General features: G+C 37.3%; 12 protein-coding genes. 1 reads left to right on the top strand and 11 read right to left on the bottom strand.

The window, feature by feature from the left end:
• Positions 1–313: 313 nt before the first annotated feature.
• From queA to G440_RS20360, 10 genes are all read right to left on the bottom strand, one after another.
• Positions 314–1,369 carry a tRNA preQ1(34) S-adenosylmethionine ribosyltransferase-isomerase QueA gene (gene queA, locus G440_RS0117875; protein WP_026452547.1) on the bottom strand — a complete coding sequence of 352 codons (1,056 nt, stop codon included), beginning with the start codon at positions 1,367–1,369 and terminating at the stop codon, positions 314–316.
• 320 nt (positions 1,370–1,689) lie between these two features.
• On the bottom strand, positions 1,690–2,964 hold the full coding sequence (locus tag G440_RS0117870) for a 3-phosphoshikimate 1-carboxyvinyltransferase (protein ID WP_026452546.1): 1,275 nt from the start codon (positions 2,962–2,964) through the stop codon (positions 1,690–1,692).
• Complete coding sequence (locus G440_RS0117865; RefSeq protein ID WP_026452545.1) at positions 2,961–3,203, bottom strand: hypothetical protein; 243 nt, start codon at positions 3,201–3,203, stop codon at positions 2,961–2,963. Before G440_RS0117865 ends, G440_RS0117870 begins: the two co-directional genes overlap by 4 nt.
• A complete protein-coding gene (locus G440_RS0117860; protein WP_026452544.1) occupies positions 3,204–3,530 on the bottom strand; it encodes a nucleotide pyrophosphohydrolase in 327 nt (108 codons plus the stop codon).
• Positions 3,530–5,548: a DUF3857 domain-containing protein gene (locus tag G440_RS0117855; RefSeq protein ID WP_084426891.1), complete on the bottom strand. Its 2,019-nt coding sequence runs from the start codon at positions 5,546–5,548 to the stop codon at positions 3,530–3,532. The genes G440_RS0117860 and G440_RS0117855 overlap by 1 nt, the downstream gene beginning before the upstream one ends.
• Before the next feature lie 10 nt (positions 5,549–5,558).
• Positions 5,559–7,460, bottom strand: a complete 1,902-nt coding sequence (locus G440_RS0117850; RefSeq protein ID WP_051285456.1) for a DUF3857 domain-containing protein — start codon at positions 7,458–7,460, stop codon at positions 5,559–5,561.
• Between the two features lie 62 nt (positions 7,461–7,522).
• The gene (gene dtd / locus G440_RS0117845; protein ID WP_026452541.1) at positions 7,523–7,975 is read right to left on the bottom strand and encodes a D-aminoacyl-tRNA deacylase; all 453 of its coding nucleotides are present in this window, start codon (positions 7,973–7,975) and stop codon (positions 7,523–7,525) included.
• 89 nt (positions 7,976–8,064) lie between these two features.
• A complete protein-coding gene (gene rsgA, locus G440_RS0117840; RefSeq protein WP_026452540.1) occupies positions 8,065–9,012 on the bottom strand; it encodes a ribosome small subunit-dependent GTPase A in 948 nt (315 codons plus the stop codon).
• 65 nt (positions 9,013–9,077) lie between these two features.
• Positions 9,078–10,160, bottom strand: coding sequence for a bifunctional 3-deoxy-7-phosphoheptulonate synthase/chorismate mutase type II (locus G440_RS0117835; protein ID WP_026452539.1), 1,083 nt, complete (start codon positions 10,158–10,160; stop codon positions 9,078–9,080).
• Complete coding sequence (locus G440_RS20360) at positions 10,150–11,022, bottom strand: prephenate dehydratase (RefSeq protein ID WP_051285455.1); 873 nt, start codon at positions 11,020–11,022, stop codon at positions 10,150–10,152. Before G440_RS20360 ends, G440_RS0117835 begins: the two co-directional genes overlap by 11 nt.
• 245 nt (positions 11,023–11,267) lie before the next feature.
• Between G440_RS20360 and gldA the strand changes: the two genes are divergently transcribed.
• Entirely contained in the window at positions 11,268–12,188 is a 921-nt protein-coding gene (gene gldA, locus G440_RS0117825; protein WP_026452538.1) for a gliding motility-associated ABC transporter ATP-binding subunit GldA, read from the top strand.
• On the opposite strand, the gene G440_RS0117820 is transcribed toward gldA, so the two are convergent.
• Complete coding sequence (locus tag G440_RS0117820) at positions 12,175–12,927, bottom strand: head GIN domain-containing protein (protein ID WP_245574892.1); 753 nt, start codon at positions 12,925–12,927, stop codon at positions 12,175–12,177. The two genes, gldA and G440_RS0117820, sit on opposite strands and share 14 nt — an antisense overlap.
• Positions 12,928–12,943: the final 16 nt, after the last annotated feature.

The raw sequence follows: 12,943 nt of genomic DNA, 5'->3' as shown, positions 1-12,943 counted from the left end.
TAAGGATGTCTAAGGTAATTTTTTATTTTGACATGTGAAAACCAAAGGCTTAAAATTTCTATTACCACCTAGAACGAATTAAATTAAAGAAGAAGAGACTTGAAGTGGTGAGACGTGAGACGTGAGAAAAAAACAAAAGTCTTGATTCCCGTGACAGCGACCAGATTGGTTTTTTTAAAAATATTAATATACTATGCTGTCTTAAATCCTACGTTTTATCATCCTATGTAATTAGGGTTTTAAAACTGTAAAGAATTTAAAATAAAAAATCCTGATTCGCATCAGGATTTTTATGGTTTTATGTAAAAGTTTCTTAGATGATCAACATGGCGTCACCGTAAGTATAAAATCTGTATTTTTCTTTAATCGCCTCAGCATAGGCTTCCTTGATAAATTCATGTCCTGCAAAAGCAGAAGCCATCATCAACAAGGTAGATTTAGGCGTATGAAAGTTTGTTATCATAGCGTTTGCAATACTGAAATCGTAAGGTGGAAAAATGAATTTATTGGTCCACCCCGTATAAGCGTTTAGTGTATGGTTTGTAGAAACCGAACTTTCCACTGCGCGCATAGCAGTTGTTCCAACGGCGCAAACACGTTTTTTGTTTTTTATACCTGTGTTAATAATATCTACCGCAGGTTGCTCAATACTCATTTCCTCAGAATCCATCTTGTGTTTTGAAAGATCCTCAACCTCAACGGCGCTAAAAGTTCCTAAGCCCACGTGAAGGGTTACTTCAGCCGTTTTTACACCTTTAATCTCAAGTCTCTTTAAAAGATGCTTTGAGAAGTGCAAGCCTGCTGTAGGTGCTGCTACGGCTCCTTCTATCTTGGCAAAAACGGTTTGATAGCGCTCAGCATCCTCTGGCTCAACCTCTCTTTTTATATACTTTGGAAGTGGCGTTTCGCCCAATTCTGTCAATTTGTTGCGGAATTCTTCATACGATCCATCAAAAAGAAAACGTAGCGTTCTTCCACGAGAAGTTGTATTGTCTATCACCTCAGCAACCAATGTTTCGTCATCACCAAAATACAATTTGTTACCAATTCTAATTTTTCGTGCGGGATCTACCAAAACATCCCAAAGACGGGTTTCTGGGTTTAATTCTCTCAAAAGAAAAACCTCAATACGCGCACCTGTTTTTTCCTTGTTTCCGAATAAACGGGCTGGAAAAACTTTGGTATTGTTGGTTATCAAAACATCGTCCTCTTCAAAATAATCAATGATATCTTTGAACATTTTATGCTCGATAGTCTTGGTTTTTCGATTCAGCACCATTAAGCGGGCTTCATCACGGTTTGGTGCCGGATATTCCGCCAATAATTCCTGTGGAAGGTCAAAGCTGAAATTTGAAAGTTTTTTTCCCATAATTAGTCTTGTGTGTATTAAAAGATTGTTCTTAAATAACTTAAAATCCGACATAAGACGAAAAGACATAAGATGTAGAACATACACGATTTCTAAAGAAACCTATTCCAAAATATTTTATCTTATGTCTTAGGTCATAAAGTCCTAAGTCATTTTTTAAAGGCTCACCTTCACCAAAGGCTTCGGCGTACGCGGCTGCAAAGATACAACTTGGAGATAGGCGTTGTCAAGTAAATGAGGGTTTATTTTCTCCTTATCGTTCAAAGCGCAAGTTTCATTCATTTAACAGTCTATTTTACTGTGCTTATTAAAGATAGTTTTTAAGAGAATTCACAAGCAACACCTGTTTTTTCTATATCTTTCCAGAAATTTGGATATGATTTTGAAACCACTTCTGCATCATTAATGATGAGGTTTGCCTTTAAGGAAAGTGGCGCAAAAGCCATCGCCATTCTATGATCTTGGTAGGTTTCAATAATTTGTTCAGACTTTATCTGCGAAGATTTCTCAAGATGTAAGGAATTTAGATCCACTTGAATTGTAGCGCCCAACTTCTCCAATTCATTTTTTAAAGCCAAAAGCCTGTCCGTTTCCTTAATTTTCAATGTGTGTAATCCGGTAAGTTTGCAACCTATTCCCAAGCCGAAACAGGTTACAGCAATTGTTTGCGCCAAATCTGGAGTATTCGATAAATCGAGGAGTAAAGAATCTGGCAATTGTATATTCTTTTTTGAAAGTGAAATGGTTTTATCAGAAGCGTCAAACACAGTCTTCACTCCCAAAGCATCATAAATCTGCACCAAAGCAGAATCCCCCTGTAAACTTTCCTGGCTGCCAGCGGAAACGGCTTCGGAAAACTTACCTAAAGTCATTTCGCAATTTTCAGAAAGTGCTACTAAACTGTAAAAATAGGAAGCCGAACTCCAATCAGATTCTACTGTTAATTTGGTGTTCTGAATTTTTTCTACTGAAGTCTTGCCTTGCGGCAGGTTGGAAACTGTTATAGTATTTTTCTTAAAAACTCCCTCAATTCCTAAGTTCTCTAAAAGTGAAAGTGTCATTTTTATATAAGGAACCGAAGTAGCCTCCCCTTTTAAAGTGATTTTTAAACCTTCAGGAAGCATGGGCGCAATGAGCATTAATGCCGAAATATATTGACTGCTAACATGCGCGTTTATTTCAACTTCTTTCTCCTGAAGATTTCTACCCTTTATTTTTAACGGCGGAAAACCTTCGTTTTTAAGATATTCAATGTCGGCACCTAAATTTTTTAAGGCATCTACTAAAATCGAAATAGGTCGCTCTTGCATTCGCTTACTTCCGTTAAGGGTGATTTCCACGCCATCTTTTGCTGAAAAGTATGCGGTAAGAAAGCGCATTGCGGTTCCTGCATGGTGAACGTGAACAATTCCATCTGAAATTTTGAGACCCTCTTGAAGCACTTTAGTATCATCACTGTCCGAAAGATTTTCAATGAAAATATCCGGGAATTGCGCCTGAAGAATCAATAATCTATTCGATTCACTTTTAGAACCGCCGATATTGATTTTCACGTTCTTCTTCGGAAAAGCACCTCGTTTAAGAATAACTTTCATTGTCTGGACTCTTTTTCCTTCAACTTCGCCCTAAATTTTCCGAAGCTAACAAAAAAGCCATAAACAAAACCAGCCCCAAGAAGTGTGAGGATAAAAAGTAGCGGATTTCTTTCAGTGAAATAGGCAAGTTTAAAACCTTCAATGGCAAATTTTATAAAAGCAAAAAGAATAGCGAATGAAAGCGCCAATGAGATTACCGATTTCCAAAACCCCTTAGTATTAATTACTTTTTTAAACATTTACTTAAGTTTTTTGTTGTTGTGATGCCTATCGTGATCACGTTTCGTCTTGAGATCCAATTTTTTTTCAAAAGCTTCTTCAAGATTAATACCTGTTTGATTGGCTAGACAAAGCACGACAAAAATAACATCTGCAAGCTCCTCCCCCAAATCTTTATTTTTATCACTTTCTTTTTCGCTTTGTTCACCATATCGGCGCGCGATTATTCGGGCCACCTCACCAACTTCCTCTGTGAGCTGGGCCATATTGGTGAGTTCGTTAAAATAACGAACTCCGTGTTCCTGTATCCAAGCATCAACTGCTTCTTGTGCGTTTTTTATATCCATTATGCTTTTGAAAGTACAACTTTTTCTTGTTCCTTCGCTATTAAAAGTTCATAGAATTTTTTAAGGTCGGTATATTCATCGGCTGTGATATATGCTTTGTTAATTGCAAATTCCACCGAAAGCTGCACTTTATTACCAGCTTGTGAGATAAGATAACGAAAACTTCCAGTATTTTCACCCAAATTAAACACTGCGTTTTCGGGCAATGACGCTACGCTATATCCTTCCGGAATATTGATTGTTACAATATATCGGTCTTTTCGGGCATAGCTAAAATCTACAGGGTATAATCGTTCTTCCAGTTTAAACGGATTTTCCTTTTCAGATAAAAATACCATAGGTGAAAAATAAATTTTACCGCTTACATCTTCTGCCATATCAAATGCTTCAAAGTTATAAATTAAGGTGACAGGCTGTTGACTTTTCTCTAAATTTTCAAAGCTAACTTCAGATAATTCGGTTTGTGGCATTTCCTTCTCCAACTCTTTTCTGGCTGAATCAGCGTTCAAATCCGTATAATTTTTACGATATTTCCACGCGTAATGTCCTGTAAATCTATTTTGTGAATTACCGGAAATAGAGAAATCATCCTTAAAATCAATATTGACTAACGAGCTTTGCGTAGCAGGGGCACTTGGTGTTAACGGCACCCAATCAGAACTTCGATCTTTACGTATTAATCTTCCTTGCCAATTGATTAACTGCGGATTTAAAATTCCTATAGCTGCATTTTTATCGGTAGCGTCAAGAAGCACGACATCGTTTGAGCGCTCTACTGCCGCAATAACGTAATTGAACCCATTTCGGGTTGGAAATAAGGGAATTCCGTGAGTCTTGGTGCTCAACAGAACGGGGTTGGCGTTTAACCCTGCCTGACGAAGCATCCCAATTAGCATTAAGTTGATATCTGCGGCATTGCCAACTTCTTTTTTATAGGCATCTTTTACACCGTCGCGGGAATAATAGCCGCCATTACCGTTCCAATTCATTTTATTTTTAACGAAATTATAGATGGCCAGTATTTTTTCGTCTTGCGTTTTAGCGTCTTTGGTTGCGGTTGCCAGCTCACTTTCGAAATAGCCCTTTCTATCCAAATCATCTTCAAGGTTGTTATAAGTGGTTTTTGAAACCGCTTCCCAAGTAGTGGAATAGACATCCATGGTTGATCCGGGAAAATCTGTATAGGAGAGTTCAAATCTTATTGAAGTTGCGTAATTGTTGATATTACCGGCATAAGCCTCCTCTTTTAGTGCGGGAACATTTTCAATATCTATATTAAAAATATTCTCTTGGAAAGTGATCTCTTTTGTTTTTACCTTTCGATTGGTCCTAATTCCACTGCCCGTAAATTTACCTTCCATGCCCAAAATAATGCGGCGTTCTTTACTACCTTTCTCAATATTATACGGAATCCAGCCGTTTTGGTAGGTTTGAAAGTAAAAATACTCCGGTGCGGAAAACCGCACACTTACTTTATCTACAGGAATGGTTTCCTGGAATTTAAATTCGTCAATATTACCAATAAAAGGTGATTTTACTGTGTACTTGAATTCAATGACGCAACCTTCACGCAAACCTGGCATAGTAAACTTAGTTTTGCGCAAATATTTGTTGGCAACAACATCAAAAACTCCATCATTTTTTAATTTCACCTCTTGCATCTTCCCATCATTGTCCAGATAATAGGTATATCCTTTAAGTCCAGCGACATCATCACTTGGACCACTAGTAGATTGGTATAAGTCTATCTCTTGGGTGGCCCATTCAAAACCTTCCTTATTGTAAATTTTTATTCGTTCGAACACATCGGTGGTCAAATAAAAGCCTTCGCCACTATTATAATCAAAAGATGTTTTAATTTCTCTATAAAGTACGGCTGCATTAGCTTCTGGGTCTGTAGCGTGTTCTTTTTCAATTAATTCGGCTTTGGAGACTTTTCCAAATTTATATTTTTGTGCTACGGAAACATTTGCAAAACATAAAATTATAATTACTGTAAGTATGTTCGTTTTCATCATTAATGGTTATTTATTGTACGTTTTGTTTTAAGAGAATCTTCGTTTTGTCAAGCCGTGAAATTGACCGTAAGAAATCACGGTAATTTTCATATTCCTCTGGTGGGTATTCGCCTTTTTCCATACGAAGTTTTCGACTGTAAGTCATTATGTTGTCAGAAGTTTTGCTAAAGGTAATTTCATATTTTCCGAATTTATTTTCCAAAACCTTTGACTCTGGCAGCGTCTCTATGGAAAAGTTTTCAGGAATCTCGACTTCAACTCTGTCGATATCCAAATATCCATAACCTATATAAAGATTTTGCTTTCTGTTTTCAATTCGCGGTGGAATGTAGATGTTCTGACTATAGATATTTGCGCAAAAAAGATAATCTTCGCCAACAGGGTTTGCATAATTCGGTATCGTTAATACCACCTTTTCAGAAAAAGAAATATTTTCCCGGTCGTCCTTAAATTCAAAATTGTCAACTGAAAACCCATTGATATGGCTCCAGCGGTTTTTGTAGTACTCGTCCACTTCTTCCCTCTTTTTCTTCGGAAGTAAATACTTATCTTCATATTGAAGTCCTTCAGAAATACTTTCGAAAATAGCAGTCACACTTCCATCCGCATTAACTTTTACTTTTGAAGCATTATTTTGTAGGCTTTCTTCTGTCTTATAGATTTTTGTGTGTGAAATCTTTCCTCCTTCTGGGGTTATAATCAAAACATCTCTATCATCTGTAAAACTACCGATATAGCCATAGGGTGTGTCTTGACTTGTACATTCCAGCCAGGTTATTTCATCGCCATCAGGAATCCCCAGAATAACGTGATTTCCCTGTAAAGAAGTAAAGTCTGAAATTATATCTCTTTCCGCATGACTACCGTACAAAACAGTGTAATAGGAAGGAACGCCAACTACGTCCAACAGCGATTTTGTATAGTTCGTCAAGGCTTTGCAATCGCCATAACTCAATTTATCCACATCTGTAGCGAGCATAGGTTTCCAACCACCAATGCCAATTTGAATACTGATGTAACGAACCTTATCTTGTACAAATTGATAAATTTTTCGCGCTTTCGCCTCGTTGGTGGTTTCGTTGGCAACCAAGCTTTTTACTCTTAAAACTGTACCTTGGGGAAGCTCATTTACATTTGAAAGTAGACTCGTATTCATCCAACTTCCAAATTCTTGCCAATCCTTGCCAGAACCTAAAGTTCCTTTTAGTTTAAAGGAATTAAGAGCCACCGTTACATGAGGAAGAATTTTGCTTTTTGAAGGGCTGTGTTCTTCGTATCTTATTGCCTTAAGGTTAGAAGCGCTAAAGGTTATATCTTCTGGTGTTTCAGAGATACTGATGTCATGACCTTCTAGATTCTGAGCTTTGTATTTCGGTTTGTTGGCAGGATCAAATGTTACTTTTAAAACACTTTTCTGAGTGCTCTCTGCATAACCGCCAAGAGGATACCAAGGACTGATGTGAGCGGAATCACCAGTTTCAGTTTCACTGTCAAAAACTACAATATACGGATAGGTTGTTGGTGTATAATTTAGGTAAAGCATTCTGGAATCTACGTACATATTATTACCCGTACGGCTTACATCCAAAAAATTTTTCTTCTTGAAGCGGTCTATTTCTTTACCAAAGACATTGTAAACACGAACCTCAACATTTTTAACACGAGAGTTGGTGTCATAAAATTCGAAAAGATTGGTATCACCGTCACCCATTTTGTTGAGAACTGCCACTACACGATGTGTCTTAGTTTTCATTTTATTGATGTCGCTCACGTCTATCTCAACCAATTCATCAATCAAAATACTATTGGAATTTTCCTTTAGCTCCTTATTTATAGAAGTTAAAGAATAGTCCTTTTGGGCAAATATAGGAGCTGAGCAAAGTAGAAATGCCAAGCAAAAAATCTTGTTCATGAAATCTATTTATCGCTTCACAAGATATAAAAATTTCGAAAGGTTAAAAAAAAGTTAAGAGATTATTCCCTCTTTTTTGAATCTATCCAAATGGTAACGGGTCCGTCATTGATTAAAGCCACATCCATCATGGCTCCAAAACATCCTGTTTTAACCTTCTTATTTGTTTCATTTTCAATTTGAAGTAGAAGCTTTTCATAAAGAGGAATAGCAATTTCGGGCTTTGCAGCATGGATGAATGAAGGACGGTTTCCTTTTTTTGTGCTTGCGTGAAGTGTAAATTGGCTTACAACCATGCAGTCTCCATCAATATCCTGCACGGAAAGATTCATCGCATCGTTTTCATCAGAAAATATCCGTAAACGAGCTATTTTTCCCGCCAACCAGTTAATGTCTTCTTGGGTATCTTCAGCCTCAATTCCCAATAAAATGAGCAGTCCCTGTCCTATTTCGGAATAGATTCTTCTATCTATAGTTACGGATGCTTCTTTTACTCTTTGGATTAATGCTCGCATCTGGAATTATTATTTATTGGCGATTGCTTATTGTGGTATTAACAAACTCAATTTCAGAAATTTGGGATTTATTATTTGAGATTTGGTTTCTATTTCTCATATATATCCTTCCGAAAATGTTCTTCCTCCCCTGCTAAAATCTGCAAATAACTTTTGTAGCGGGACCAAGCTATTTCTTCATTTTCCAGCGCTTCCTTTATTGCACATTGGGGTTCTTCCAAATGCAGACAATTATTGAATTTGCAATGTTCCTTTAGCTCAAAAAATTCAGGGAAATAATCCCCCAGTTCCTCTTTGTCTATTTCCACCACACCAAAACCTTTGATTCCCGGCGTATCTATAATTTGTCCGCCAAAGGAGAGATCGTACATTTCGGCAAAAGTGGTTGTGTGTTGTCCCTGTGAATGCTGATCAGAAATTTTCGAGGTTTTTAGATCTAAGCCCGGTTCAATGATATTTACCAAGGTAGATTTTCCCACGCCGCTATGGCCTGAAAACATGGTAACCTTATCTTTCATCAAGAGCTTTACTTTATCAATATTTTTTCCTGTAATAGCAGAAATACCGATACATTCGTACCCGATTTTTCGATAGGTAGCAGCAAGAAATTTTATTTCTAGGAGTTCATCTTCATTATACGTGTCAATTTTATTAAATAGTAAAACTGCTTTAATATGATATGCTTCCGCTGTAATCAGAAATCGATCGATAAAAGTGGTAAATGTTGGCGGATTGTTTAAAGTGACCAACATAAAAGCCACATCTATATTTGCCGCAATGATGTGGGTCTGTTTAGAAAGATTCACAGATTTCCGGATGATGTAGTTATCGCGCGGATCAATATGTTTAATAACCCCAACAGTGTCATCGCCTTTTTTATCAATGTCGAAATCTACGTGATCTCCCACCGCTACAGGGTTCGTACTTTTAATACCACCCATTCGGAATTTTCCTTTTATACGACATTCGTAAAAAGTTCCATTTTCAGCTTTAACGGAATACCAGCTTCCGGTAGATTTATAGACAAGACCTTTCATTTTAATTTAAAGTTCAATGTTCAAAGTTTCAAGAATTACGAAAGTACTTAATAATACTTTTGACTCTAATCATTAATCACCTTTTTCTGATGACTAATAGATTCCTGATGGATTGCTTTAAAAATCTTCAAAATAAATTCTTCGCTCAGTTTGTTTTCATCTCCTTCCAAAATCATTTTCCCTAAAATCTCGTTCCATCGTTTTGTTTGCAGAATGGCGACGTTGTTCTTCTTTTTCAGCGCACCAATATCATCGGCTATTTTCATACGTTTCCCCAAAGAATCAATCAATTGATGATCTAAAACATCAATTCTAGTTCGCAAAGTGCTTAGCTTGTTTTTAAACTCAACCGCATCCCCTTCTTGCTTTCTAATTCTTAAATCTACCGTCATTTGATCTAATGTCTCAGGCGTGATCTGTTGTGCAGCATCACTCCAGGCGTTATCTGGATCAAAATGTGTTTCTACCATCAACCCGTCATAGTTTAGATCGAGTGCGGTTTGGCACAGATCAAAAATGATATCCCTTCGTCCCGCAATGTGTGAGGGATCTAAAATAAGCGGCAAATCTGGAAATTTATTCTGAAGATCAATCGGGATCTGCCATTCGGGATTGTTGCGGTATCGCGTTTTTTCATAGGTGGAAAAACCTCTGTGAATTACGCCCAAGTTTTTTATATCACATTCATAAAATCGTTCCACAGCTCCCAACCACAATGCTAAATCAGGATTCACTGGATTTTTGACCAATACAATTTTGTCAGTTCCCTTTAAGGCATCTGCAATTTCCTGCACTATAAAAGGTGAAACAGTTGTGCGGGCGCCAATCCATAGAATATCAATATCGTGTTTTAAGGCTAGATCTACGTGATTTGCGTTTGCAACTTCGGTTGCAATCATCAATCCAGTTTCCTGTTTTGCTTTTTGAAGCCATTTCAATCCCAAAGCACCTACGCCTTCAAAATTCCCAGGACGTGTTCTTGGTTTCCAGATTCCGGCACGTAAAACTGTAGCATCGGTTTCTTTAAGCTGATGTGCTATTTTTAATACTTGCTCCTCCGTTTCTGCGCTGCAAGGTCCTGCAATAACCAAAGGGTGTGCAAGCTTCATGGTATTGAGCCAATTGCCTAATGATTTACTATTTTCCATTCACTAAATTTTTAGAAAGATTACTAGGTGTGTTTTCAAGGTTCTGTTTGTAAACGCCTAAAATCTTTAATTCTTTTACGGTTTTGCCAAGCATCGAGATTACTTCAGAAAAAAGTTCCTGGTCCTCAAAAAGAACATCTACAAAGAAAGCATATTCCCACGGCTTTTCAGGAATGGGCAGCGATTGAATTTTAGTCAAGTTAATACCGAAAGTATTGAGCAGTTGCAAGACGTTAGACAGACTGCCAACCTCATGGTCCAAGATAAACTTTAGGGAAGCTTTATTGGCCTCAATAGGCGAAGCTTCAGTTTTTCTGCCCAAAACCACAAATCTTGTTTTATCTTCTTTCAAACTTTGCACATGACTGTCAAGTATTTTTAGTCCGTAGCGTTCGGCAACCTGTTTCCCGGCGATTGTAGCCACTCCTTTTAGATTTCCTTCCTTAATTCTTCTCGCTTCAGAAGCAGTGTCTTTACCCTCCACGATCTTACAATGTGGCTGAACGCGCATTAAATAATCTTTACATTGTTGCAACGCCACGGGGTGGGAATGGATTTCGTCTATGGTATGAAGGGTTTCGCCCTCCAAAGCCATAACATACATATCGATGTTTAGATAAACCTCATCCAAAATCTGAAGATCTTCACGATCTATCAAAGTATAGTTTGGCAAAATGGAACCTGCGATCGAGTTTTCAATGGCAATCACTCCAAAATCTGCACTTAAATCTGTGATAGTTCCTGTTACTTTATCAAAACTATCACAAGGCATCAAGGTTACGTTGTTGTTTGGGAAAAGTTTCTGTACGGCAAGGTGATGAAAGGAAGATTCTATTCCTTGAATAGCTATTTTAATGCTCATAGTATTGAAGATTTAGGTTAAAAAAAAAGTCCCGGAAAAAATTTCCGGGACTTTAAATGTTTTATGGTTCGATTAACTATATAACAATCCCGGTTCTATCTTTAAAATAGAAAAACCAAAAGTTGTTAAAAGTAAAAATTGTGCTCATTGTGATATTAATAGATTGCTAATGTAAACATTTATTAAAAACCGAAAAGACTTTTTTCATTTTTTTATTTGCTTAACTTTGTTCAACTTCTGAAAATATGTCAATACACGTAGAAAACATCACTAAAACTTACGGTGATCAAAAAGCATTAAACAATGTCTCCTTTACAATTGAGAAAGGAGAGATCGTTGGCTTTCTAGGTCCTAACGGTGCCGGAAAATCAACCATGATGAAGATTTTGACCACTTTTCTTCCCGCTTCGGAAGGGATTGCTATTGTAAATGGTTATGATGTTACTAAGGAAGCCATTGACGTAAAGAGTAGCGTTGGATATCTGCCTGAACACAATCCGCTTTATCTAGATATGTACGTGCGGGAATATTTACTTTTCAATGCAGGAATTTATAATATTCCGAAATCTGAAGTTGAAGACGTGATAGAAAAAACCGGACTATCGTCTGAAGCAAACAAGAAAATAGGGCAACTTTCCAAAGGGTATCGCCAACGTGTTGGGCTTGCAAATGCGCTTCTGCACGATCCAGAAGTATTGATTCTTGATGAGCCTACGACAGGTTTAGATCCAAATCAGTTGATTGAAATTAGGCAATTAATCAAAGACGTAGGAAAGGACCTTCCAAACGGGCAGGCAGGAAAAACGGTCCTGCTTTCTACACATATTATGCAGGAAGTGGAAGCTATTTGCGACCGCGTAATAATTATAAACAAAGGCGAAATTGTTCTGGACAAAAAGCTTTCTGAGCTAAAAAACAACAAGCAGCAAATTATTGAAGTGGAGTTTGATTACCGAGTAGAAGAAATTGCACTACAAAGACTTCCTAAAATTGATAAAGTGGAAAACTCTGTGGGTTTTGTTTACCAATTATATTTTCAAACGGAACAGGATATGAGAGGGAAAGTTTTCGATTTCGCTCACGATAATGGATTAAAAATTCTTCAGCTCCATCAAAAGAATACTACCCTGGAGAAGTTGTTTTCTGAACTGACTATTCAAAAATAAGTCTCCCGCGATATAATTCCTCTACCTCAATAATTGCCGGTTTGTTTTTTGAAATCACATTCCCCAGGCTCACTATTTCTCCTTTAATGGATTGCTGTGGATTAACAACCATAGGACCAGTACTTCTATGGTAAAGCATTAAATCTTGGACAATCAAGTCTTCGGAGTATATTCTGCAATCACCAGAATATAGCCCCATTACAGCATTGGTTGCACTTCCTTCTAAATAGATTTTAGAAAGTCCATTGGCTGTCACTGTTAAGTTCTCCACCTCTAAATTAAGTCTGAAATCACCATCAACGTGATACTGATCCTCAATCTGAGAATCTTCGGAAGTTATGCTAAGACTTGGAAAACGTAATACACCTATACTTTCCACAGCCAATCCAGTACTACTGCGAATATCTGTAATGTTCGGTGTTGTTACATAAACCTTTGTCAAGCCATAATCGCGAACGAGATTGCAGGCGTTATTATTATGAATTTCTAGCAGACCATCCATAACTGAAACCTCAATATCGCTCATTAAGTTCTCACCAGATTCAATTACCACCTTTTGTACATCGCCTTGTTGTACAAAAAGTTTTGTGCGTTCCCAAACTAGGATTTTTGTGAATTCAGGAACGGAAATTTCCGTTTGCACAATATTCCCGGCTTTTTGGACACAATCCCAACTCTTGTCAGAACTACATCCTAGAAAAAGAAAGATAAACGCAACGTAAACTATATTTTTCATCATATCAAAAATTTCATAT

It is taken from the genome of Aequorivita capsosiphonis DSM 23843 (assembly GCF_000429125.1).
In the GTDB taxonomy this organism is placed as follows: Bacteria; Bacteroidota; Bacteroidia; order Flavobacteriales; family Flavobacteriaceae; genus Aequorivita; species Aequorivita capsosiphonis.
Note: the sequence above shows the minus strand (reverse complement) of the source record. Positions and strands in the feature narration are given on the sequence as shown.